Below are 25,064 nucleotides of genomic sequence, written 5' to 3'. Positions count from 1 at the left end.
ATACGATTTTATAAAGATAAAGTGACTTAAAGGTAAATACGTGTCCAGCTTATTAATTATCCGAATACTTCGTGGAAAATAAATTTTTAATACTTAGAACTTCTATGTATGTTTGTGATATGGTAGAGCTGAATAAGGATTTTATGGCCAGTGCGCTTGCTCCGCTGATTCTAATTATATTAAGGCGGCAGGAAAGTTATGGTTATCAGATTATCCAGGAATTGAAAGATAAGACTGGGGGAGAACTCCATGTTGCTGAAGGAACGCTCTACCCTGTGCTAAAGAAGATGGAATCAAAAAACTGGATAGAAGGGGAGTGGAAGAAATCAGATTCAGGGAGAGCACGACGGTACTATGTTTTAACGGGTAAAGGCAAACAGGAACTCGAAGAGCAATATTCGCAAATGAACTTTATTAACGACTTAATCAAAAAATTATGGAATCTTCCAATTTCAACCTCGACAACGCCATTCTCGGTTACATAGGTCTGATTAAAAACCAGGGCAGTCTTACGGGCTCTGATGCTGATGAACTAACGGGTCATCTTTATGATTCGACAGAAGTATTGGTTAAAATAGGGCTATCTGAACAAGAAGCTTTTATGGTCGCCTGCAAACGTATCGGTAATGTTGAACTGCTTACAGAAGAGTATGGTAAAGTGAATATGTCTTTGAAGCACAATAAAATATGGGCCTATCTCCTGATTGGATTTAATATGTTTTATGGAATTCCGTCGGTGGTATTTGCGCTTATCTCTATATTTTATTGGGGAATTTTCCGGTATTTTCAAACCTCCACTGTGGCAGTATTCATTATGGTTGCCTTTCATGTTTTGTTTATAGCAGGTATTTTTAGTTTGCTCAGGTTTAAGCGCCAGATATCCTGCTTTATTGAGAATAAGGTTGCGCAAAAGCCACTAAAATGGGTTGCATTATCTTTCCTCCCCACAATGTGTAGTGTACTGGGCAGATCTTTGATGTTTAAAAGAATCCCAAGCTTAGAAAGGTATACCATAAGGGTGTTCGAAAGTGGTCTCGTAGAATTCAGTTTCAATCTGGCGGCACTTAGTATACCTTTTGTTGTGCTGAGCATGATATTCAGCATTAACCGCACTGGTGGATTTAAATTGAAAAATTTGTTTGATAAGCCGTCGGCCCTGTTATTAATACTTTTCGGTTTTGTTATAGAACTTTTTGCAGCATCTACCAGGGTATTACAAGCCCCTAATATCGTTGTGCAGGCGGTACTTTTTGGTATCTTCTACTTTACAGCTTCATTTTTGCTGACTTATTACAACAGGACTTCAAGTGCTATGCGTGCAGTGTTAATTTTTACCTCCATTGGTTTTTTATTAGAACTTACTGTCGGCATTATGGCTGATATGGAGCGGGTAAATAGATTCTATACTCCTTTTTTTGTTACAGCTTTGGTAGCTAGTGTAGGTGTTGGACATGTTTTAGGATTATGGATTTTTAATAAGCGTAAACCTACTGAGTGCTAAGCAAATTTTATGTAAAATCTACTCGGTTATGAATTAAGTATTTATCAACACAGTTGGTATTTCACTAATCATATTTAGCGTATAAAATTGATAGGACACAAAAGAATTCTCCATGCTGGGTTTGAATTTGTTTCCGTTCACTGGAGTTGGAATTACATAAGCTCTTGAGTTGAGTATATTGCTGCTTTTACCATCTGATTTGCAAAGAAACCTTGCCATCAAAAATATAGATCTTCGAGTCCTAATTTTTTAATTCTCATGCTGATGGCTGTTCTCGATCGGCCAAAATGCAGGGAGAGATCGCTTGGGCTGTAACCGTCAGCATACATAATGGTGAGTTCATTGTCCAGTTCCACTGTCCAGGATTGATTTGCTGCGTGCTTGTTTTGCTCAGGGTTGATCGGTTTGCTATCCGTACGCTTTTTCTGATGGCCCCTTTGTAGATTGGTAGTCTTTTGCGGCTGCTTAGGGGCGGCGATGAGGTATATCTTGGGCGAAACCGGAAAGTGCTTCGGGACCAGGGACTCGGGGATATAAATACCGTTTTTAGCTCTTGTAATGGCGACGTATAACAGGTTGATTTCTTCGTTCATCCGGTTAAATTGAGCGGGCTGGGCATTTTTGTCTTCCCTAAACCGTCGGATTTTTTCCTCTGTTACGAAATCGTCTGCTAAGAGCACTGCGTCATATTCCATTCCCTTGCAGCGGTGAACGGTGGAAAAAACAATTTCTGCCTTTGCTTTTTCGTCCTGCTGCACATGTTTTTCTTTGATGGCTTTGATCATGCCGGGAATGCTGTTGCCGTACAGACGCACCAGTTCGCTCATCATCGATAAGCCGGTGTCTGCGGTCTGTTCAATATATGCTTCCAAATCCTCCAAATCCCTCATCGATCTGATGATCGGATCCCTGATCTGATCATGATTGGCGTTATATAGGCTCAAAATATCATACAGCGAAGCGCCCTCATCTGCATAGGTGTAAGAGTTGATGTTTCCCTCGAAATAAATATGTTTAATGTTTTTTCGCTCGGTTACATATTCAATGGCTTTAACGAGCAGCCCAAGGTTCGTCCTCGCGATCACTGCATTGGTTTTGATCTTTGCATCCCTGCCTTTGCCCAGGATAGTCATGGGAGGATGAGGCGCTAACAGGTTTTTAAGCCTTAGTGTTTCCATGGCCAGGTTGGCGATGTCCTGTCCAAAGCGGAAACTCGTAGATAGGTGGTAGGTTTTGAAGTTTGCTTTTTCCAGGGAATTTACGGCGTAACGCCAGCCATAAATCTGTTGATGGGTATCGCCTACAATGACTTTGGTCGCTTTTTGCTTTAAAAAGATGTCGAGCATGGCGGGAGAGGCATCCTGCGCTTCGTCAAAAAGGATGTAATCAAAGCCCAGCTGTGGTTGCTGTAACTGGTATTTCTTTAAATAAAAATCATGGGTGATCTCGATTTCTCCCTTATCCATTTTTCCCAGCAAAACCCTGGTCTGATTAATGATGTAATCATAAGCTTTGCCAACAAAAGTTTTAGCCTCGTCATCTTCTAAAAGATTGAGATAGTCTAAATTTTGAACCTTTGACTGATCACTGTTACAGAAATATGAACTGAGTTTAATAATGTGGTTGGCAATAAGAAGTTGGCTGTGTTTTTCACCTGTGCCCTGTAGTTTGAGAATGCTAACTACTTCATCTGTTGTATAGTCTCGGTTTTTGACCTGGTATTTGCTCCGCATAACCACATGGCGAAACGCAAGGGAATGGGCGGTTTCTACAGTCACGTTTTGTAGTCCTTTGTTTCTGAATTTATCTGCGGCCTCGGTTTTTACCGCTTTGTTAAAAGCCAGGTACAAAATCCGGCTGCCCGGTGGTCTGGTTGCGGCGTAGGCAATGATGGTAGTTGTTTTGCCTGAACCTGCTACAGCATTAATTTTGATGTTACCGGTAGAGTTTATAATATCTTTTTGCTGCTTGGTCAATTCCATCTCTCAAAGGATAATTCTACTTCACGCTGTTTGTAGTGCAAGGATACGCATTTTTAGGAAAATTATCATTCCTTGTACATTTGGTAACCTAAACTAGGTTGCTGCCTGTAAGAGTTTGCGGCCCAAAAAGACAAAAAGTCGGTGGTACAGGTTAGAGGTTCCTTCTTAAAGTTACTTTATCCGCGGTCTGTCGTCTGCTTTTACCCATTCGTCGCGTTTGCAACTGGTGCATTCAGTTTTTTGTTCTTTACTGATGTGGTGAACTTTTCCGCAGAAGCTACAGGCATAAAGCCCGTCGTGATCCACCATCTTGGATGCCCGGGCAAATTCTTTGGGCATGATTGGCAGGCCTGGCTGTACCTCTTCATCTGAAAAAAAGAAAATACTTACACAGCCTGATGTTTCCAGTATGGCCGTTTCAACCTGGCCAAGATGGGAGACACCCTGTTGCCGTAGTTCGGAAAAGAACTCGTCCTGGGCAAGGGCCTCTTTCCGGAATTCATTTACCGAGAACATGCCCTTCTCAATAATATAGGTAGCTTTGCCTTCAACCAGGTCATCAAATCGCTTGCTTTTAGCCATTAGATAGGTGGTAAGCCGGTAGGCACCCACAATGATTGCGAAAATGGCTAACGGTACCATAAGCCCGATTTCCTTATAGAACATCGGATCACCCGCTGCGGAGCCCAGGCTGATAATAACTACCATTTCAAATACCGATAGCTGTCCTACACCCCGCTTGCCCAGAAGCCTTAGCCCGATCAGTATGATAAAGTACATCAGTATGGTGCGTATGGCGATCTCGATAAGAAATCCCCACTTTTCTTCACCTACCATAATCTTGGTCCAGTCGATGTCCTGCATATTGAAATTGATGTTTGGTATGAATCGGTTTAAATAAACTCCAGGTCTAATGTAGCTATTTTCAATGGTTGATCTGCCTGGAAATTTTCCTCAACAATATATAGATATCAAAGGGTTTGATCACCTGTTTTTCTCCGGATATATGTTGTGTCTTTGCGATCAGGTTAATAGTGAAATACCTGTATTATGCCTGTTCCTCTGTAGAACTTTCAGTGCTACCTTCTTCATACTTTTTTTCGCCATTTTCATCCTCGTGTACAATGAGCGAATGTGGTGCGGCAGATGACGGATTGCTTCCGGTTCCCGAGATCTCAGGGATGCTAAGGATATCGTTGTTGTTATCTGTAGCAGGTTGTATTGCTTCGGTGTTCCCTAATGCGGCTTGGGCAAGTTGTTCCTGGTTGGTTAGGCTTTCTTCTTGCTGCTCTTTTTTGTTTTTGTGGTCTTCCATAATCGCTGTTTTTTTATCTCAACACCGAAGATACCTCAATAGTTTGCTATAAATGGGAATTCTGATAATTGCCATACATACTTACAGAAAAACCCGGGCCAGACAAATCCTAAATGAATCATGGCACCCAAGGCGATAGCGCTTGATTTCAAACTATTAAAACCGTTTAGCTACTATATAATTTAACGATTAGATAGTTTTTTTGATCTGGCCAATAGGATATGGCTGAGGATAAAATAATTATGGTATTGAGCTGGATGAGTAAAGGCTCAATACCTTTTGCGTTTTGCTTGTTAATCTATTTCCTGTTTAAGATAGATCTCATTAAGAGGGTATATACTGTTGCAACGGCAAGCGTACACAGTAATATTCCAATATCACCTAATAAATTGCCACAATCGGTAAAAAAAGTACCCAGATCGTAATAGCGATCATCACTACTTAGTATCCAATTTGCAATGATCATCGCCAGATATTGAAGAACGACAGTCGATAAAAAAGTGATTAATAATTTGATAAAACCCTCTTTCTTTTCGGTTACCGGAACCAATATCAATGTCCATATAACGAACATGAAAAAAGCGATTGGGCTAATTGTGATAAAGAATAGCCCTGCGTAACCTGAGTTTTGTGGCAAGTATATAAAAGAAGATACCAGAGCCGCTAACGTGGTTAGGAGCGATAGAAACATCACATTCCATGGTTTCAATTTCATTTAACGGTCTTTATGTTTGTATTAGTTAACACTTTATCGGCATTTGTGTTTTGATGTACGGGCTAAATAAGAATTATATTTACTCCGGAATTTCCTCACCGTAAAATCCATTATTGCTGAATAAGCTAATGGTCAGTTCTGTAAGGGGGGTATTTGCAATCAACGCGGAAAATTCTGTCACAATCTTCCGGATCGGAGTTGCATCTCTTTCAGGTGCTGATCCAGGTGTAGTTCGAGTATCTTCCTTTCAGATACATACTAAATGGTATTTAATTAAGTAATGGAAATATCATATTTATTGTGTTTTAGCACAATAGCAGGAGTTCGTAATTATCATCTTAATATTCTGGTGAATTGGCCTCTGGTACATTTAATGACCATCCAAGCTCATCTTTAAGTAAATTCGTATTTTTAAGAATGACATTAATTTGATAGATATAAAACATTTCAATTAGTATGTTTGCAGTGTTATGATGTCAAAAGCAGCCGGTACAAAGTTTCTTATTTTAAACAATTCACTCGAACTGATCTACAAAAAGGGATATCAGTCAACCAGCATTGATGATATTATCGCAACCACCAACCTCACCAAGGGGGCATTTTTTTACCATTTCAAATCAAAGGAGGAAATGGGACTTGCCATCATCAATGAGATTTTTTATCCGAAAGTACAGGAGGAAATCGTTCAGCGACTGGCCAAAATTGCTAACATTACCGATCAGATTTATCGTGCTTTTCATTTCGTGCTTCTAGAAAGCCCGTTATTAATTGCATACGGGTGTCCGGTAGTTAATCTGATTGAAGAAATGTCGCCGGTCAATAATTCCTTTAAAAAGGCGTTAAGCCGACTCATTAAAAAGATGCATGGAGCGGTGGAACAGACATTATTAACTGCACAAGCAGAACATCAGATCCGAAAAGACGTTGATTGTAAACGCGTTGCAACATTCCTGCTCACCGGCTATTCTGGTGTAAGGAATATGGGCAAAGTGCTCGGAAAAGAGTCTTATACCCATTTTCTGAGAGAACTAAAAATCTATCTCGACAACCTTAAGTAAAAAAATTTAACCAAAAACATACCAGTTAGTACTTTTTATATGTATGATATTCTGCTTCCCATTCATTCTCTTTTCAGGTGGCTTGTTCTTTTAAGCCTGCTTTATTCGATCTATTTGTCAGCACGTGGTTATTGCCAGGGCTGGCAGTTTAGCGTAGACCATGACCGCATTCGTCACTGGACGGCAACTATCGCTCATATCCAGTTGGTTCTTGGTATATTGCTCTACACCAAAAGCATAACAGTTAAGGCTTATTTTTCCGGATTAGTGGATAGTGCGGCCCGCATGGAATCGCTTTTCTTTGGTATCATCCATATTTCTTCCATGCTTATTGCCATTGTTTTGATCACTATAGGCTCAGCCAAAGCAAAGCGAAAAAAAGAAAGCAATGAAAAATTTAAAACCATGCTGATCTGGTTTTCGATAGCACTACTGATCATTATACTTGCGATTCCCTGGCCGTTTTCGCCACTTGCTAACCGCCCTTTGATTAGAAATTATTAATACAAAAATTATGACACACTTTTTTAACACACCGATTGGCAGATTGCGCCTGGTTGGATTTCTGGAAGGCATATCTCTTCTGCTGCTTATTTTTGTCGCCGTACCGCGAAAATATTACTTTAATGATCCTGCGCTGGTCAAAAACCTGGGGCCAATACACGGCGCTCTTTTTCTGCTGTTTATTTTTATGACGATTAGCATAGGTGTAGCCGAAAAATGGAAATTTAAAGATACGACCTGGAAGTTGCTGCTAGCCTGCATAATCCCATTCGGAACCTTTTATATCGATCGGCACATCCTTAAACAAGCGGAATATGCCGCTCAGACCGGAGAAATTGCTAAAAGTAATGAAGAGTAAGTTAATGCTGTTGCTTTTCTTTGGGGGCGTTATCATCTATATATTGCTGATGCACGACAGTGGAAACAAAAAAATCAGTAACGCCATAACATTTAAAGAAAAACTATCGGTTTATGGCCTTTTTTCTGGTCCAATGGAAAGACTGGAACCTGCTCCAGACGTAGAAATCCTTGAATTAGGATCAACGCTTTTTACCGATTATGCTGAGAAACAAAGGCTGGTAAAATTGCCAAAAGGCAAAATAATGCGAGCGACAGGCAATGGGCTCCCCAGATTTCCTGATGGTACCATCATCGCAAAAACATTTTATTATCCATTTGCAGGGAAAAAACATCGCCAGCTGATCGAAACCCGCCTGCTGATCTTTCAGGATGGTTTGTGGAATGCAGCAACTTATCAATGGGACGCGGCGCAGAAAGAAGCAATACTTCAGGAAAACGGTGCCACTGTTCCTGTGCGTTTCGCAGATAAGGAAGGGAAAATCAGAAGGGTTAATTATAAAATTCCTGCCCAACAGGATTGTAGCAGCTGCCACCGCTCTGGTAACGAACTGGTGCCTATTGGCCCAACGATCAGGAACCTGAACATCGAGGTAATCAGTAACGCGAAAAGCCAAAATCAACTGCTTTACCTGCGCGAAAAAGGTTTGCTTAATTATAAACAAACGGATCATTTTGATACTACCCCTGATTATCATAACATATTATTGCCGGTAGAAAAAAGAGCAAGGGCGTACCTGGCGATGAACTGCGCCCATTGTCATCAGCCTACTGGCATGGCTGGACGCAAGTCTTTAAACCTGGACTTCGCAACAGCTTATCTTAATACGGGCATCCGGTACAATAAACAGCATATTTTAGAAAGGACTGCCATTATGGGAGCGTATCATATGCCAAAACTCGGCACTACGGTTATTGATACTGCTGGCGTTGCACTGATCAAGCGATATATTTTAAGTCTGAAATAAAATTAGCATTTCAATTAAACATTCTGCCTCTATACTATTATGCTAAAACACTTCGCTATCTTTAATGAATAGTTACCCAAAGTTCCTTTTAGAGGAGTCAATCACTCCACAAACTTTATGCTGATCAACAACCCAAAGCAAAGTATTTTAATAAGATTAGCCATCCACATGATCGACTTTTTAAATGCCTGTTGTTTGCAGATCAGCCACTGAAATTGGTGATTTACAATTGCCATATGATTTATCGTTTATAACCATTCTGAAAATCATATATTTGTTGTTAGATTAAGTATATCCTTGCGCAACATCATTTCTCTTTTTAACCGTTACTATCGTACCGCATTTAGTATTATCTGCCTGATGCTGGTTTTTATTTACAGCAAAAGGTATGGTTACATACTTTTCCATACTTTGGTTGAGCTCTTTTCCATTGTAATCGCTTTCGCGGTTTTTATTGTGGCCTGGAACTCCAGGAAAATGCAGGATAACAAATACCTGCATGTGGTTGGTATTTCCTATCTGTTCATTGGCGCGCTGGATTTGTTACATACTTTGAGCTATAATGGAATGAATATCATTCCGTTACCCGGATATCCTGCCAACCAGTTCTGGGTGGCGACCCGTGGCATGGAGGCATTGATTTTTCTAGGCGGTTTTTTAATGATTGGTCGCAAACAAAAAATTAATACCGAACTGCTTTTTCTTTTATATTTTGTAGTGTTTTCACTTATTGCTGCAAGTATTTTGGTATGGAAAGTATTCCCGGTTTGTTTTGTACCCGGAGTTGGGCAAACCCTTTTTAAGGTTGTATCTGAGTACATCATCATTTTATTGTTGTTGGTAAGCTTATGCTTGCTTTACAGGAGAAGGGCTAATTTCGATCGGAAGACTTACCAGCTTCTTTCTGGTTCTATTATAGTTGCTATCCTAAGTGAATGTTGCTTTGCTACTTATACATCAAACTATGGCCAGTTAAATGAATGGGGACATTATGGGAAACTGATTTCTTTCTTTCTTATTTATAAGGCCAATGTTAAAATGGCTTTTGAGAAACCCATGACAAGTATTTTTCGTGAGCTTAAGGCTAGCGAGACAGAGTATAAGACTTTGGCTGAAAATCTTCCAGATCTGATCATGCGTTTTGATGAAAACCTGGATTGTATCTATATCAATCAGGATATCAGTAAACTTCCGCATTTCGCTGATTCTGATGTTCAGGCATTGAGCAAGCGAATCTGGAATGAATTGAAACAGGCACTCCTGATCAGAAAAAATATAGCAGGAGAATTGGAAGTGGGCATGCAGGGTAGCCGCCATTATTATTCATTTCAGATCATTCCGGAAATCTTCGATAATGCTTCTGAGGTGAGGCTTTTGGTTATTTTTAGGGATATCACTATCATTAGGAAAGAAAAACTTCATTTATCAGGGCTTCTGGATACCCTTCCACAGCAAGTATGGACAGCCAGGGCTGATGGTACGATTGATTATATTAACGGCGTAATCATTCGTGATTTTGCACTCGATCCTGATTCCCCGTTTGGTATTGGCTGGCAACACTACGTTCATCCTGATGACCTACAGGAATGTACGAGGGTATGGATGCTTTCGCTCAGCAACGGTTCGGAATATCAGGTTCAGTTTAGATTGAAAATGGCAGACGGTCAGTATCTCTGGCATTTAGGACGGGCAGTGCCTATTCTCGAAAATGGGAAGGTTATATTGTGGATTGGTTCGAATACCAATATAGACCTGCAAAAGAAAGGGCAGGAGCAGCGGGATGAATTTATTTCTATCGCATCACACGAATTAAAAACACCGTTAACCAGTATTAAGGCATTTAACCAACTGCTTGCCAGAACCCATGATCTGGAGAGAGCAAAATCTTACCTGCAAAAAGTAGATATCGCTACGACTAAACTCGAAAGCCTGATTAACGATTTGCTGGACGTGAGCAAAATCAATGCTGGTAAACTCCAGTTTAATAAATCCATTTTTAACCTTAACGAGCTGTTGAAGGAGTGTTGCGAAAACCTTCAGCTAAGCGTTACTACCCATCGCATCATCTTCAATGAAAACGAACATATAAATATATATGCTGACCGTTTCAGAATGGAGCAGGTAATTGATAATTTACTCAGTAACGCGGTTAAATACTCTCCCAATGCAGATTTGGTGAATGTTACGTTCAAAGTTGAACAAGAATCGATCATTATCGCTGTCGAAGATCATGGTATAGGGATCGATAGCCGGGAGCTTGAAAAACTTTTCGACCGTTATTACCGATCGGATAACGCTGCGGAGCGCTTTGGTGGACTTGGCCTGGGGCTTTTTATTTCCTCCGAAATCATTAAAGCTCACCAGGGTACATTCTGGATTGAAAGTGAGCTCGGGGTAGGGACTATCGTTTACATCCGCATTCCATTAAACGAAACAGTGGTTATAAAGAATTCAATGGCTAAAGGGTTGAATTACAGCAATGAATACCTTACTATTAGTTGTAATGATCAGCAAGAATGGATGGAAGTAAACTGGACCGGGCATCAGCATTTTAAAAGTGTGCAAAACGGGGGGCTTCATATGATAGAACTGCTGAAATCATCCGGACTTAAAAAGGTACTTAATGATAATAGAGAAGTGCTTGGTAATTGGTCCGAAGCATCAGACTGGGCAGGGAAGGTTTGGTTTCCGATGATGATCGAAGCCGGCCTTCAGGATTTTGCCTGGATTTTTTCGCCAAGTATTTTTGCACAACTTGCCGCTCAGAAAAGTTTTGATGTATCGGACGGTAAAGCCAACGTTCGCTTTTTTTACGACATAGAAGAGGCCAAACGTTGGTTAAAGGAAACCAACAAAGGTTAAGCCTTCGCGATCTTTAATAAGGTCTGAATAGGAGATAAATCCGGTAGTAGGATTTATCTCCAAAATATAAATTTATTTACATCCTATCTCTTATTTTACGCACTCGAAGATAGTCAATTAGTGACTTTGGATGATCGGTCTGTAATCCCTGAATGCCAAATTTTATTGCTGTCATCCAATCATCGGGTGTCTCGTTTGCTTTTTGTACATCCATAAAGATACTGATGCCCATGGTTTTTAGAACTGGTCGTAATGTTTCATTGAGCACATTGTTAATCGCCTCCAAAGGGACTTTAGCCATTGCCTCCTTTAAGGCTTCTTCGGTTGTAATGGTATGATCTAAATGCGACATTATGGGCATTTCAGGTGCTGTTTTCCGCCAGGAAAAGTAATCGCTGTGGTCGCCGACATAAACCAATACCTGATGCGCCATTCCCGCTTTTTTAATCGCTTGATATGCTTCTTTTACTTCGGCTGCTTTAAAATTCAAAATAGATATTTATTTTTCCTTTGCAAGCCCTTAATGCCTCCTCAAAACTGGCAATCTGGTGTAAACTCCCGTCTTTTCCTTTAAGGATAAGTTGTCTTGCTGCTTCAAAATCGAGGTCTTTTATCAGTCCTTTTCCATTACTTAATCCGTCTACACGGTCGTTATGCAAAAGTACCAGGTGCCCGTCTTTTGTGGTACGCAGATCAAGCTCCACATAATCTGCACCCAAATCAATAGCCTCCGTAATGGAAGCTATTGTATTTTCGGGTTTAATTAAATGACTGCCACGATGGGCAATCACGATAAAAGCATTTTTTGATTTCGGCAGAGGCTTCATCACCTGTTGTGAGAATGCAGGTGTACAGAGGCTGATGAATAAGATGCCCAGTGAAACCTGTTTTATATTTATGCTCATGGCTAAGGATTTTCTGCAGCGTTCCTCTCTGTGAATGCTGCTGCACTGTTTCTGTCGGTTTTTTTTAAGGAGAAAGCATCGAAAAGTTCGCCAGAGGTTTTATAGGCCTCAAATTTAAGGTTTGCCCCATCAATATGAATAACCTGGAAAAGCTGGGTGTTTTCTATCGATACATCCATCCATTTTGCTCCATCTACTTTGTACATTTTAGGGCCTGCAACCGAAACCAAATAAACCGGACCGCTTATTTCCCTTCCTGATAATCCTCTTGGCAGGTTTTGTCCACGGCTGTACGTGTGGTCATGGCCCTGCAGTACAAGATCAATATGGTATTTATCAAATAAGGGTTTAAACCGATCTCTGAATTCCTTATTATCCCTGCTCTTTGCTGTCGAAAAAATGGGATGGTGAAAGGTAATTACCGTCCATAGCTTGGTATTTTCCTTTAATACTTTTTCGAGCCACTCATATTCAGCTTTGGCTGATGCTTCGTCCAATATGATCATTTGCGAATCCAGGGAAATGATCCGCATATCCTGATAATCGATATAATAAACGGATTCTTCCAGACCTTTTGGTCCGTTGCCGGCAAAAGTGTACTGTACGCCCCAATGAGGATCGAGTATCAATTTTCTTTTATCATCGCGTACATATTCATGGTTTCCGGGGGAGGGGATACTGGGAATCATACCATTGATGAAACCACCGCCATAATGCCATTCGCCCCATTCCTGGTCGTTATTGGAACGGTTGATCAGGTCGCCGGCATGGATGATAAATCTGGCATCGGGCTGATGCGAAAATGCCTTACGGATAACACGCGACCACTTAGAGCGGATGTCGTTCTGTGCGTCGCCAAGGTAAATAAAAGAAAATGGCTTATTTTTAACTGATGCAGTGGTAAACTGGAACCACTCACTCCAATGTTCGCCAGAGCCAACCCGGTAGGCATAAACCGTTGCAGGTTTAAGGTTGGTAAAAGTAACGTGGTGGTAGCTTGCAATTTCGTAATTATTTCCGCTTCCAAGTAAAGTAGAAATAGCATCGTAACTCGTAATCGATTGTTCAAGCGCCGGATTAGAATCTTCGGCTTTGACCTGGGCTTTTGAGGCCTTAATAGTGGTATCGGTACGCCAGTTAACAGTTTGGCTGGTGGCAGGATCTCCGGCCCAGGTTAAAATTACACGATCGGGAAAATGCCCAGGTTTAAAATCCTGGGCATATGTTTTAACGCCAATGGCTAAAACAGAGAGTGTAAATAAAAAAGAGAAAGCTTTCATATATAATTTCATATTATTTTATTGAATAGTAAAGGAATTCATTTATTTCAGGTACCACATTAAGGTATACTGATTGTCGGCACCAAAAACGGAAACGGCTTTTTGATAGTTAACACGGTTTTTTGCACTTTCCGAATCAGGGTAGGTATAACGTTTTGGAATGCTTCTCCCTGCTGCTAACGGACCGGTAACAAAAGCAGGGTAGCCGGTACGGCGCTGATCAAACCATCCTTCAGCACCTTTAAACAGCATAGCGAGCCATTTCTGGGTAATCAATTGTTCAAGTGTACCATCGTATTTTACCAAAGGTTGATCATAATAGGCCTGTGTAGCACTTACAGCGTAGCTGCTCATCGATTCTTTGATGCCTTTATAGTACAGCGATTCTGCAGTTTCGCCGCTTACGGTTAGTTTTCCTTTTTGTATAGCCTCTGCCAAAATAAAGCATTGCTCCGTATAAGTGATTAAACTGGCTTTTAATAATGTGTTGGAAGCGCCTCCGTTTTTTCTGAAAAATGTAGAAGAGAAAACCGAAACATGATCTTCGCCACCGTTATAGGCAGCTGGTGCATCGATGGCATTAGGCACTCCTACGTATCGGTTCAGATCAACAGTTGATCCGGTGGTACTTTTTACCGGTTCTACCCACACAGTCAACCTTGGATCATTCCTTTGTATCAATCTGTCTACCAGTTCTTTGCTTGCTTTTGTTTTTAGGTAATCAAAATCGATCATTGCCAAAGGGCCGCCCGGCCAGCTATAGGCCGCAATATTGCCCAAATAGGCTGCTTCTGCATTGTCTGCACTGCTTTCAAAGACAGGATAAGCTGTTTTATCGTTCAAGATTTCCTGCATTTCGGTAAAGGCAGGCGCATAATTTTTTGAGATCCGCAATAACATCCGGAGACGTAGCGAATTGGCAAATTTGCGCCAGGCAAGAGCCTTGCCTTTAAACATTACATCGCCTTTGGCATTTATTTCCTGAGTGTTGCCTTTTAGCATATCGTTGGCTTCTCTTAATTCCCTCAATAAATCGGGGTAAATGGCCTGCTGCTGATCGTATTCGGGATAAATAATATTAGCCTCTTTAGATTTTAAGGCCTGAGAATAGGGGATATCGCCATATAAATCGGTAAGGTAGCCAAAGTTAAAAGCCTTCATGATTTTGCCGATGGCAACGTACTGGTTTTCTGAACGTTTTTGTGCAGTTTCAATAAAGGTTTTGTTTACGGCTAAGCGGGCATAAATATCATCCCAATCAACCGGGCCCCAATCCAACAGGTCGTAGCCGGTATTTCGAACAAGGGTGAGGTAGCGCGCTGCAGAGGCGGGCCTTCGGTTTACCGCATTTTCCTGGTAGGCATAAGCGGTAGAAACCAATACGTCAGACATTAAAAATTCGGTATTGGTGGTTTCAGGAGCATTGGGGTTGGTATTTATCTTTTCAAAATCTTTGGTACAGCTTGTAATCAAAGCCAGTATAGCGAAAAGTAGCGTTGTATATTTGAATTTCATTTCTGTACAGGTTAAAAGTTACAACTTAATTTAAAACCGAATGAGCGTGTTCCCGGAAGTGTCCAGTGACCTACGCCTAGTTTAAAGCCTTCGGTAACACTCATAGTCGTTTCAGGATCATAACCCAGTCCGTTGCCGGTCCAGGTATAGAGGTTCCTCCCAATAAGCGATAGTGACAGGTTGCTGATGGGCAGTTTGCGAGTCAGCTTTTTACTGAATATATAGGTTAATGAAGCTTCCCTGATTTTCAGAAAGGAGGCCGAATAGGTTAACCTTTCATAGTATTTGTTGTAGGTGTTGTTATAAAAATCAGAAGCGGCAATAATTACCGTGTTTTGGGTTAGGTTGCCGTTCGCATCTGCAATGTAGCCCGGAATAATCATTCCGTCGTTCCGTTTTTTGCCCTGCGAATCCGTCCAAGGTAAACCGCCGGTTTCTGCATCTCTGCCCACCAATGTGTTATCGGTTAAGCCTGCGTTGATCAGTGATTTTACTACGTACGAGTAAAAATTGCCGCCCTTACGCCAGTCTAAAAGTACATTTAGGGTAAAGTTTTTGTAACTGAAAGTATTGTTGAAGCCCATGGTAAAATCGGGGTTATAGTTTCCGATTTTAAGGTATTCGCTATTGTTACGGATGTAGTGCCCGGTTTTGTCTAGTAACGCTGCTCCCGCGTTTGGTCCGCTTGTTACTTTGGTGTAACTCGGGGTGTAGAAGTCGCCGATTTTGGTACCTTCCTTAATCAGGTAACGGATATTGTCCCCATCTGCACTGCCCATTGAGTATTCTTTTAAACCTTCTGATAATGCTATAACCTTATTCTCGTTTGTGGTAAAGTTTATATTGGTTTCCCATTTAAAGCTGCCATCAAATGGAACAGCGTTTAATCCGATTTCCCATCCGCTGTTCTGGATATTTCCGGCATTGATCAACCGGTTTGATGACCCCGATGCAATGGTGGTAGGAATATTAATGATTTGATTACGCTTATTGGTTTTGTACCAGGTAACATCGATACCTACTCTGCTTTTGAAAAAGCGCAGGTCTCCGCCAAACTCATAAGACGTGGCAATTTCAGGCTTCAGGAAGTTGTTTTTGAGGTTAAATTCAATCGTAGCTCTTTTTACATCTCCCCAATCCTGGTTAAAGGGAATGGTATTGTACAATTGGTAAGGATCGGTATCACTACCCACCTGTGCCCAGTTTGCCCTCAGTTTAACGAAAGAAAGTACATCTGACTTGATCTTGAACACATCCGTTACAATAGTGCTTAATGATGCGGAAGGATAAAAGTACGAATTGTTGCCAGCCGGAAGTGTGCTCGACCAATCGTTTCTGCCTGTTACATCAAGAAAAACCATATCCTTAAACGATAACTGGCCAAGACCATAGATGCTATTGATGCGTTTGCGGGAATTATATTGCGAATTTACGATGGTACCTGCCTGCGCATTCGCAATGTTGTATACACCTGGAATACTCAGGCTCTCGGTTTTCTGCGCGGTAAACCGGTTGGTTTGATCCATTTGGTTTCCTCCGGCAGAAAGACTCAAAGACCAATCCTGATTGAATAGTTTTTTATAGCTCAGTAAAAAATCTGTGTTCTGTTCCTTAAAGAAAGAATTATCTACACCATATCCGCCAAATTTAAAACGTTTTGAACTGAAAGGGCGTTTGGTCTCGTGTTCTTCATTGAACATGTCAAGCCCGGTACGTACCATTAAACTTAAGTTTTTGGAAATGTCGTAAACCGCCTGTATATTCCCAGTTAAGCGGTTCCTGTCGTAGCCATTAGTATGTTGGTAGGCTACGAAATAGGGGTTGTCAGAATCATCTGCTGAAAACTGCTCTATATTTTCCCTTCCCGGTTTCCAGTAGTTTTTCAGGTCGTTGATGTTCATATTTGGTGGGAGTGAATACAGCATCTGTGTTACACTTTCCCGGTAAGCCGATGGCCGGTTATCGCTTTTATTGTTTACATAACCAATATTGGTGCTGATTTTCAATTTGGGGTGCAACACATAGGTGGCCGAAAGATTAAGCGTATTCCTTTTGAGGTCGGTATTGGGTACAATCCCTTTATTGCTCAGGTTGGTGTATGATAAACGGTAATTGCCATCGGCATTTTTGCCATTAATGGAAATATTGTTGGTGTAGGTAGAGCCGGTTTCATAAAAGTCCTGCGGATTGTTAGGATGCGATACCCAATCGGTAGCAATTGGTTTTCCGCTGGCATCCAGCGGACTGTTCCATTGCAGGTGTTTGGTACCCACATCAAGCCGAGGCCCCCAGGCAGATGTGGTGGAAGATGCCGGATCGTCGGTATATTCGCCTCCTCCAAAAGTGTGCTGAAAATGAGGGAACATCCATGCCTGATCGTACATGGCGTTTGAATTAAAGTTTATTCCTAAACCCTTTTTGTTTGTTGAGCCACTTTTTGTGGTAATCAAGACCACACCACTTCCGGCCCTGCTTCCGTATAATGCGGCAGCACTTGCACCTTTTAATATGGTGATACTTTCTACATCATCCGGACTGATATCCGCAATCGGGCTACCGTAATCAACCGATGAACGGCCAACCTCTGATGTTGCACGGAGTGAATGCGCTACCGGAACGCCATCTACCACAAATAAAGGCTGGTTGTCGGTCGCGATTGATGATTGCCCCCTAATGGTGATAAATGAACTTGATCCGGGATCAGCACCCGTGCTGACCACATTTACACCAGCGACCTTTCCGGCCAGTGAGTTGATCACATTTACTTCTTTTACCGTGTTAACATCACTTCCTTTTACGGTAGCGATTGAATAACCAAGGGCCTTTTCGGCGCGTTTAATACCAAGTGCGGTAACCACTACATCAGAGAGTGCTGTTTCATCAGGAGAGAGGTTGATGTTTAGTTCAGTTTCGCCCTTTAGTGCAATTTCCCTGCTCTGATAACCGATCATTTTAAAGATCAGTAAGGCCTTACTGTTTGATGCATTCAGGTTAAATTCTCCATTTAAGTTGGTGCTGGTAGAATTGTTATTTCCTTTTTCAATTACGTTTACCCCAGGCAGTGGCAGACCTTTTTCGTCAGTTACCTTACCTTTAATTCGTATTGATTTTTTGATGATGATCTGGTTTTTCTCGATCAGGTAGGTGAGCTGAAAAGGAGGTAATATCCGGTCGAGCAAAGTGCTTACGGCTTCATTTTCTGCCTTAAAACCACTTAGGTTTTGTTTCTCTATGGCATCTTTGTTGGTGTATACGAAATACAGGCCGGTTTTCTTTTCTATGGTTTTAAAAAGTTCCGTTAAAGATCCCTTTTTGATATTGATACTTACTTTAACGTTTAATTGTTGTGCATTTACCGGCGATGCCTGCCCTACAAAGAGCATAGTGGAGAGCATGATGTAAATGAGAGTAAAAAAACGCATTGCGCTAAAAATTAATTGACTAGTCACTGCGGACTTTTTCATAACTTTGTCTGTTTTAATCTTGATGGGTTAAAATAAAATTTAAAATTTCTTAGCTGCGGCATGCGCCAACATGCTGCAGCTATCTTTTACTGGTTGTTTAATTACATCTACCTCCTTTTATATAAATAATCTGTTTGTTTATGGTATAATGGATATCGAATGTAAGCTCCAGTGTGCGCAACACTTCTTTTATGCTTACATTATCAAATTTTGCCGTTAGTTCACAGTTGTCAAATGATCTGTCTGAAACTACTTTAAGGGCATATTTCCGTGATATGGTCTGGAATACATCTTCCATCGGCGTTTTATTGAAATACAATTTTCCAATCCGCCAGTCAGTTGATGTTTTCGCATCTTCTACATTTTCGCGTACCAGGAGTGCCAATTTCGTATTGTAAGTTACTTTTTGATTTGGAAGAAGGTGGACAGCTGCTGATTGTGTGCCTGCAGAATCTCTCGAAACGGCAACCTTTCCGGTGAGTACAGTTACTTCTGGCTTGTGATTTTTCCATGCCCGGATGTTAAAACTGGTGCCCAGTACCCTGGTTTGGATATTTTGGCTTTTTACTACAAAGGGATGAGCAGGGTCTCTTTTTACTTTAAAAAAAGCTTCTCCATTGAGTTTAACCTTTCTAGTGCCGGCATGTTTCAGGTTTTGTGGAAAGCTGATGCTACTCCCTGAGTTTAACCAGATCTCGGAACTATCCGGAAGTAGTACATTAATGATTTTACCTGGCGCTGCAGTTTTGGTTGTCCATGCAACCTGATTTTGCTCAGAAGTCAATAACTTTTGATCTCCGGCAATAAAAAAGATTAGTGCCCCGATAATTGCTGCAGCAGTTGCCACTGTCCACCATTTTAATATTTTAAATTTTCTGACTGGAGCCTGATCGATCTGTTTTCTGATGCCGGCAAAACTTTCTCTCCACAATCCGTCGTCCGGTAGTTGAGCCGTGTCCTGCCATAGTAATAATACCTCTTCTAATTGCTCTTCACGATCACTATCTTCACCCACCCAATCCATAAGTCTTTTTTCTAACAATGCAGTTTCAGCTTTGCTGCTGTTCAAATCTCCCTTTACAGCCAAATATTCGAGTACTAATTTCCAGGTTTCCTGATCCATTCACATGCTTTTATGCTTACAAGACAAGAAATAGTAGAAGCACTACGGGCCCAAAAAAGTTAACTTTGCGTTAACAAATTATTAAGTGGCGTTTTTATCTGAATTCGGATCTGTTTTCTAATACTTTTTGTTGAAGAAATTGAAAGCCTTTTACCAGGTGGTCTTCCACTGTACGTACCGATATATCCAGTAAAACTGCAATTTCCTTATAACTAAATCCATCAATTCGGTACATATAAAAAATAAGCCGTCGGCGTTCGGGCATCAGATCAATAAGCGTGTAGAGTATACGGTTGCGGTCTTTGTTCTGAAAAGCCTGCGACGGGGTTTCTTTTACGTCTATAATTTCAGAAAATTCTTCTTCGCTATCCATGTACCAAAGATTGGTTTTAGGTGCCTTATGGTAATTTGTAGCCGCATTTTTTACGGCTCGGAAAAGATATGCTTTTTCGTTATTAAGGATAGTGCCGTTTTTCCAGATAGATATAAATACATCATTTAAGATGAGTTGAGCATCTTCTATATCTTTAACCAGATAAATGGCGTATTTTTTTAAAGTGGGGTACATGCGGCGATAAAGGTCTTCGAAGGTTTTTTCATCAAACCTCTTATGATTATCAGCATTAAGTCCGGCAATAGTGTTTTGGGGCATAAATTATTGCCACAAAATTAAAATTCAAAAACGATACACATATTAACAGAATATTAACAATATCCAGATGATTTCCGGTTAAAAAGTAGCGTGATGTTAGTTAGCGTAATCACGCTTTAATAGCGTTCTAACCGGTCAATTATCAAGTGATAGCGCAAGCCGAATCTTTGTACAGGTGCAGGTAGCATGTGTTTCCATTTCCCTAAGAAATAGAAACTTAATTTCAAAAAGTTAAAACAAACGTTTGGCAGAAAATTGCCTGGCAAAGTGATCGAATGCCTCCCGGAAGCTTCTGCCTACCGGAATGGATATTTTACCGATCAATGCTTCATGATTGCTAATGGCAGCTACCTGATTCTGATTAATGATAAATGAACGGTGGATCCTTAAAAATCCTTTATGCTGAAGATGTGATGCCAGTTCGGAAATTGATATTTTAGGCACCATAATAAATTCGTTCTGAAGCGCCACCTTAATATCGTTTCCGATGCTTTCAAAATAAAGGATGTCTTTCAGCAAAAGCTTCCGGCTAAATCCCTCTGATTTAAAAATCACAAAATCATCCTCATTTTCCTTTTTTATATTTCTGAGGATTCTGTCTACAGATTTAAAAAGCGTTCGAAAGTGATGGGTTTCAGCAGGTAATCTACTGCTTCAAGTTCAAAACCCTCGACGGCAAATTCGCGGTGGGCGGTGGTAAAAATGGTAGGCGGCTTTTTATTCAGCGACCTCAAAAATTCTATACCGTTCAGATCCGGCATCTGAACGTCCAGAAACAGCAAATCTACATCTTGTTTCTGTAAAATTCTGTAAGCTTCGAGCGCATTTGTTGCTATAGCCAACAGCTTTAGCTCCGCTATCTTTGCGATATGGTTTTCCAGAAGCCTGATGGCCAAAGGCTCATCGTCTATCACAATACACTTAATCGTCATATTATTGGGGTCATTAATTCTATCGTAAACCAGTTATTTGCTTGCTTTATTTCCAGTGAATATTGATTCGGGTAATACAGATCAAGCTGCTTTCTGGTGTTTACCAATCCTATTCCTGTTCCCATCTCCTGGCATTTGCCAAAGAACTGATTTTCTACCCTAAAATGTACGGCGTTTGCATGAGTTTCAATTGAAATTCTGATGGTAACGATGCCGCTTGTTTTTTCGGCACCATGCTTAAAAGCATTTTCTACAAAAGACAGATACAGCAATGGTGGAATGAAGCCGGGAAATTCCACTTTTTCTTCTATCTCGATTTTCAGGCGTTCATCATACCGCAGCATTTGAAGGGCAATGTAATCTTTAACGATTTTCAGCTCTGCTGTAACGGAAACCATTTCTTTTTGTCCATGATAAAGAATATAATCCAGAATGTCTGAAAGCCGGCTGATGGATTGGGATACGGCACTCGAACCGGTGATAGATAAAGAATATATATTATTTAGGGTGTTAAACAGGAAATGTGGATTCAACTGCGCTTTCAGCGCTTTCAATTCAAGTTCAGATTTCTCTTTCTGAAGCTGCAGGGCGTTTTGTTTTTCATTTCTATACCGAAGCATGATCATCATCGACACAAAAATAAAAGACCCTGAAATAATGGGTAGGATGTAGTAAAACAGAAGATGTTTAACCTCGGTTAGGATATTGGTAATGCTATCCTGAGGGTAATTTGCGAATAAAGGTTCGGCCGCATAAACAATAAAAATACGGTTGATTACGCCTAAGATATACATGCCGGCAATAAAATAAAGGATAAGAGGAAAATACTTTTTGGCTTCGAAAAATCTGCGGATCAGAAAGAAGTAAATCCAGTTGGCACCGATAATCTGGAAGATCCAGTGACATACATCATAATAAAATATTTCCCGGAAATCTGGCTGTTCAAGCTCACCATAATTCCGGAATACCCTAAAAACAAATAGAGCAATCCAAAGTCCTGTTTGATAGCTGATTTCTCGTTTTAACTGTCCATTTGATGTTGTGCCCACAGTGCGTAAAGATATTACTAAAAAGCGTTTCATACGCTGATCGGATTCAGAAGTAGCCATTTTGATGACGAATTGCAGGAACAGGCATTTGAATAGCAAGTTTGTTGTCTGCAGTCAAAAGTGCTTCTTCTGCATCCTTCGTTTTATATCCATGGTAAATAGATATATTATTGCAGAAAAAAGAATGGAGAAAGAAAAATTCGTTGGATTAGATCATTTGCGGGCGGTTGCGATCTTGCTGGTATTCCTATATCATTACCAGATGTTCGAACATCCAGCCTGGATAGATACTGTTGGGTGGATTGGATGGACCGGAGTTGATTTGTTTTTTGTATTGAGTGGTTTTTTAATTTCCAATCAGCTCTTCCAGGAAATCCATACACACGGAACCATCAGGCTGAAAATCTTTTTCACTAAACGGTTTTTCAGGATCATTCCACCGTATGTGTTCACGCTGCTACTGTATTTTTGTTTGCCGGCATTTAGAGAACGGGAAGCTTTGCCACCCCTGTGGAAATTTCTTTCTTTTACGCAGAATTATGGTTTGGATGTGATTAACAAGGGAACCTTTTCTCATGCCTGGTCATTGTGCATCGAAGAACAATTTTACCTGGCGCTTCCGGTTTTGCTGCTATTGTTAATCAGGCTAAAGCAAATAAAATACCTTAAAATCATAATTGTTTTGCTCATAATATCTACTTTTCTGCTGCGTGTATTTTCCTGGAATGAATCCGTTCTCCCATTTCTGGAAACTCCCGATTTCTGGAAAAAATGGTATATGAATATCTATTATCCTACGCATACCAGATTAGATGGGCTGTCTATTGGGGTGCTGATTGGCGCAATGTTTCAGTCAGCAACATTCAAAGCGATGATCAACCGGAATGGAAACTTATTGGTATTTATCGGAATAATAGCTATTACATTTTCCCTGTGGTTCTGCAGAGATGCATATTCGCAGCAAGCTTCACTATTTGGATTTTCGCTGGTAGCGGTAAGTTATGGAATACTGGTGACAGGAGCCATTTCCGGCACCTCTTTTATGAGTAGAAAATCTAACATGATCACTGCTCAATTAGCGGCCCTGTCTTACTCCCTTTATTTGTCGCATAAAGGAGTCATCCATCTTGTACAGTTGTTTCTCGAAAAAATTAAAATTCCGGCATCCTATATGCCTGGACTACTGATTTGTTTTACCTGTTGTATCCTGGCAGGCCTGTTTTACCGCTACTGTATAGAAAAACCATCTGCAACCATCAAAAATAAAATCCTTAACAAATTAAATCGGAACTAATAAACAAAAACATTTAACTTATGAGAACACGTTGCTTAAGCATTTTTATGCTGATGTCTCATTTTGCTATAGCCCAGCATTTTGCTGCAGAGAAAAAGGAAATCCAATGTGTCGTCTCGCAATTCAAAGAAAGTATCATTAAAAAAGATTCGGCTACTTTTAACGGTCTCTTCCATGAAAACCCTGTGGTGTGGATTGGCGTTGTTAAAAACAGATCACAGCAAAAACGGCTGGAAGGTAATTCGGCGAACCGCAAAAATTACTTCAAAGATACATATCAAAATTTTTTCCACTACATCATGGAAAAAGGTGGCAAGGAAGAAAAATTTGAGAAGATCAGGATTATCAATGATGATGTGATTGCCAGTGTGAGTTTTAATTATTCATTCCGGGAAGAAAATACCATTACGAATTGGGGAAGCGAGTACTGGCACCTCATCAAAGCTGAGGGAAAATGGAAAATCGTAAGCATTGTTTATTCTTACGAAAGCGCAAAATTTTTCTCCATAAATTCGCGTTAGGAAATAATAATTATTAATAAGATACAGAAATGAAGAATTCCTTTAAGCTTAGCATTTTTCTGCTATTTATCACCTGCTATCAGGTTTTTGCGCAAACCCATGTTCTTAATGCTAAGATACAACAGATTGTCGCTTCAAAGCATGCCAAAGTTGGAATTGCCATTAAAGGGCCAGGTATAAAGGATACCTTATTCATAAACGGAGATCAGCATTTTCCCTTACAAAGTGTATTCAAATTTCATGTTGCGTTGGCGATACTATCTCAGGTAGATCAAGGGAAATTCAGTATGAGTCAAAAAATTAACATTACTAAGAAAGATCTATTGCCAGATTTATATAGTCCTATCCGCGATCGATATCCAAACGGTGTAAACCTACCATTATCCGAAATTTTAGCATATACCGTTTCACAAAGTGATAATATAGGCTGCGACATTTTACTGAGGATGATTGGAGGGCCGGAATTTGTTGAAAAGTATTGTAACAGCATTGGCATCCAGGATGTATCCATAAAAATAAATGAAGAGGAACAACAAAGTAACTGGAATGCGCAGTTTAAAAACTGGACCACACCGAAAGCAGCTAATGAAATTCTGGAGCTATTTTATATGAATAAAAACAACCTGCTTTCAAAAAAAAGCTATCAATTTATTTGGAAAGTGATGCGGGAAACCAAAACAGGGGAAGGCCGATTGAGAGGACAGCTCCCCACAAAAACTATTGTAGCGCATAAAACAGGCTCATCAGGTACAAATAAACAAGGTATCACCGCTGCAGTAAATGATATTGGCGTTGTATTTCTTCCCGCTGGAGCACATTATTTTATAAGTGTCTTCGTTACGGAATCAACAGAAAATGCAGCAACAAATGAAAAAATAATTGCCGACATTAATAAAGCGGCCTGGGATTATTTTAATGGTAGCAACTCCTTTTAAGGCTATGTATAACTTAAGCCGACATTACCTCGTACATCCTTTAAACATCCCCAAAATATGCATCAAATTTTTTTTAGATCTAGGCGAATGGATATCGGTGGTACCTGCTGTTGGCGATACTTTTTGCAGGCT

Annotated in this window: 24 protein-coding genes; 10 read left to right on the top strand and 14 right to left on the bottom strand. The window is 40.5% G+C overall.

Annotated features, from left to right (window positions below):
- The first annotated feature begins 71 nt into the window (after positions 1-71).
- A complete protein-coding gene (locus BLR60_RS03735) occupies positions 72-485 on the top strand; it encodes a PadR family transcriptional regulator (protein WP_143009024.1) in 414 nt (137 codons plus the stop codon).
- Entirely contained in the window at positions 437-1,501 is a 1,065-nt protein-coding gene (locus BLR60_RS03730) for a hypothetical protein (protein WP_090496942.1), read from the top strand. Before BLR60_RS03735 ends, BLR60_RS03730 begins: the two co-directional genes overlap by 49 nt.
- A 218-nt stretch (positions 1,502-1,719) precedes the next feature.
- On the opposite strand, the gene BLR60_RS03725 is transcribed toward BLR60_RS03730, so the two are convergent.
- The 4 genes from BLR60_RS03725 to BLR60_RS03710 form a co-directional block, all read right to left on the bottom strand.
- On the bottom strand, positions 1,720-3,483 hold the full coding sequence (locus BLR60_RS03725; protein WP_090496939.1) for a UvrD-helicase domain-containing protein: 1,764 nt from the start codon (positions 3,481-3,483) through the stop codon (positions 1,720-1,722).
- Positions 3,484-3,654: 171 nt separating this feature from the next.
- On the bottom strand, positions 3,655-4,347 hold the full coding sequence (locus BLR60_RS03720) for a DUF421 domain-containing protein (protein ID WP_208600564.1): 693 nt from the start codon (positions 4,345-4,347) through the stop codon (positions 3,655-3,657).
- 184 nt (positions 4,348-4,531) lie between these two features.
- Positions 4,532-4,798: a hypothetical protein gene (locus BLR60_RS03715; protein WP_090496937.1), complete on the bottom strand. Its 267-nt coding sequence runs from the start codon at positions 4,796-4,798 to the stop codon at positions 4,532-4,534.
- A 298-nt stretch (positions 4,799-5,096) separates the two neighbouring features.
- Positions 5,097-5,513: a hypothetical protein gene (locus tag BLR60_RS03710; protein ID WP_090496935.1), complete on the bottom strand. Its 417-nt coding sequence runs from the start codon at positions 5,511-5,513 to the stop codon at positions 5,097-5,099.
- A 470-nt stretch (positions 5,514-5,983) separates the two neighbouring features.
- On the opposite strand from BLR60_RS03710, the gene BLR60_RS03705 reads away from it, so the two are divergent.
- The 5 genes from BLR60_RS03705 (at position 5,984) to BLR60_RS03685 (ending at position 11,262) form a co-directional block, all read left to right on the top strand.
- A complete protein-coding gene (locus BLR60_RS03705; RefSeq protein ID WP_090496933.1) occupies positions 5,984-6,571 on the top strand; it encodes a TetR/AcrR family transcriptional regulator in 588 nt (195 codons plus the stop codon).
- A gap of 39 nt (positions 6,572-6,610) precedes the next feature.
- The gene (locus BLR60_RS03700; protein WP_090496930.1) at positions 6,611-7,075 is read left to right on the top strand and encodes a hypothetical protein; all 465 of its coding nucleotides are present in this window, start codon (positions 6,611-6,613) and stop codon (positions 7,073-7,075) included.
- Between the two features lie 10 nt (positions 7,076-7,085).
- Positions 7,086-7,433 carry a DUF3817 domain-containing protein gene (locus BLR60_RS03695; RefSeq protein WP_090496928.1) on the top strand — a complete coding sequence of 116 codons (348 nt, stop codon included), beginning with the start codon at positions 7,086-7,088 and terminating at the stop codon, positions 7,431-7,433.
- Entirely contained in the window at positions 7,423-8,400 is a 978-nt protein-coding gene (locus tag BLR60_RS03690) for a hypothetical protein (RefSeq protein WP_090496926.1), read from the top strand. Before BLR60_RS03695 ends, BLR60_RS03690 begins: the two co-directional genes overlap by 11 nt.
- 297 nt (positions 8,401-8,697) lie before the next feature.
- Positions 8,698-11,262 carry an MASE3 domain-containing protein gene (locus BLR60_RS03685; RefSeq protein WP_143009023.1) on the top strand — a complete coding sequence of 855 codons (2,565 nt, stop codon included), beginning with the start codon at positions 8,698-8,700 and terminating at the stop codon, positions 11,260-11,262.
- A 76-nt stretch (positions 11,263-11,338) separates the two neighbouring features.
- Here BLR60_RS03685 and BLR60_RS03680 read toward each other — a convergent pair whose 3' ends face one another.
- The 10 genes from BLR60_RS03680 to BLR60_RS03640 all read right to left on the bottom strand — a co-directional run bounded on the left by BLR60_RS03680 (position 11,339) and on the right by BLR60_RS03640 (position 22,215).
- On the bottom strand, positions 11,339-11,752 hold the full coding sequence (locus BLR60_RS03680) for a hypothetical protein (protein ID WP_090496922.1): 414 nt from the start codon (positions 11,750-11,752) through the stop codon (positions 11,339-11,341).
- The gene (locus BLR60_RS03675) at positions 11,742-12,167 is read right to left on the bottom strand and encodes a glycerophosphodiester phosphodiesterase family protein (protein WP_090496920.1); all 426 of its coding nucleotides are present in this window, start codon (positions 12,165-12,167) and stop codon (positions 11,742-11,744) included. The genes BLR60_RS03680 and BLR60_RS03675 overlap by 11 nt, the downstream gene beginning before the upstream one ends.
- Positions 12,168-12,169: 2 nt before the next feature.
- Entirely contained in the window at positions 12,170-13,459 is a 1,290-nt protein-coding gene (locus BLR60_RS03670) for a purple acid phosphatase family protein (RefSeq protein ID WP_090496918.1), read from the bottom strand.
- Positions 13,460-13,489: 30 nt separating this feature from the next.
- Entirely contained in the window at positions 13,490-14,962 is a 1,473-nt protein-coding gene (locus BLR60_RS03665) for a SusD/RagB family nutrient-binding outer membrane lipoprotein (protein WP_090496915.1), read from the bottom strand.
- Between the two features lie 11 nt (positions 14,963-14,973).
- Positions 14,974-18,426 (bottom strand): SusC/RagA family TonB-linked outer membrane protein, encoded by a 3,453-nt coding sequence (locus BLR60_RS03660; RefSeq protein ID WP_090496914.1) that lies wholly within the window; start codon positions 18,424-18,426, stop codon positions 14,974-14,976.
- A 97-nt stretch (positions 18,427-18,523) separates the two neighbouring features.
- Complete coding sequence (locus BLR60_RS03655) at positions 18,524-19,549, bottom strand: FecR family protein (protein ID WP_090496912.1); 1,026 nt, start codon at positions 19,547-19,549, stop codon at positions 18,524-18,526.
- Between the two features lie 94 nt (positions 19,550-19,643).
- Entirely contained in the window at positions 19,644-20,201 is a 558-nt protein-coding gene (locus BLR60_RS03650; RefSeq protein ID WP_090496911.1) for an RNA polymerase sigma-70 factor, read from the bottom strand.
- A 231-nt stretch (positions 20,202-20,432) separates the two neighbouring features.
- On the bottom strand, positions 20,433-20,720 hold the full coding sequence (locus tag BLR60_RS25050; protein WP_208600563.1) for a LytR/AlgR family response regulator transcription factor: 288 nt from the start codon (positions 20,718-20,720) through the stop codon (positions 20,433-20,435).
- Between the two features lie 80 nt (positions 20,721-20,800).
- Complete coding sequence (locus BLR60_RS25045; protein ID WP_208600562.1) at positions 20,801-21,133, bottom strand: LytR/AlgR family response regulator transcription factor; 333 nt, start codon at positions 21,131-21,133, stop codon at positions 20,801-20,803.
- A complete protein-coding gene (locus BLR60_RS03640) occupies positions 21,130-22,215 on the bottom strand; it encodes a sensor histidine kinase (protein ID WP_090497381.1) in 1,086 nt (361 codons plus the stop codon). The genes BLR60_RS25045 and BLR60_RS03640 overlap by 4 nt, the downstream gene beginning before the upstream one ends.
- 118 nt (positions 22,216-22,333) lie before the next feature.
- On the opposite strand from BLR60_RS03640, the gene BLR60_RS03635 reads away from it, so the two are divergent.
- Genes BLR60_RS03635 through bla form a run of 3 tightly spaced genes read left to right on the top strand, consistent with a single transcriptional unit; the run spans position 22,334 to position 24,932 of the window.
- Positions 22,334-23,476: an acyltransferase family protein gene (locus BLR60_RS03635; RefSeq protein WP_244155583.1), complete on the top strand. Its 1,143-nt coding sequence runs from the start codon at positions 22,334-22,336 to the stop codon at positions 23,474-23,476.
- A 20-nt stretch (positions 23,477-23,496) separates the two neighbouring features.
- Positions 23,497-23,997 (top strand): Cif family virulence factor, encoded by a 501-nt coding sequence (locus tag BLR60_RS03630; RefSeq protein WP_143009022.1) that lies wholly within the window; start codon positions 23,497-23,499, stop codon positions 23,995-23,997.
- 29 nt (positions 23,998-24,026) lie between these two features.
- Entirely contained in the window at positions 24,027-24,932 is a 906-nt protein-coding gene (gene bla / locus BLR60_RS03625; RefSeq protein ID WP_090496907.1) for a class A beta-lactamase, subclass A2, read from the top strand.
- Positions 24,933-25,064: the final 132 nt, after the last annotated feature.

The organism is Pedobacter terrae, assembly GCF_900100705.1.
GTDB lineage: Bacteria > Bacteroidota > Bacteroidia > Sphingobacteriales > Sphingobacteriaceae > Pedobacter > Pedobacter terrae.
Note: the sequence above shows the minus strand (reverse complement) of the source record. Positions and strands in the feature narration are given on the sequence as shown.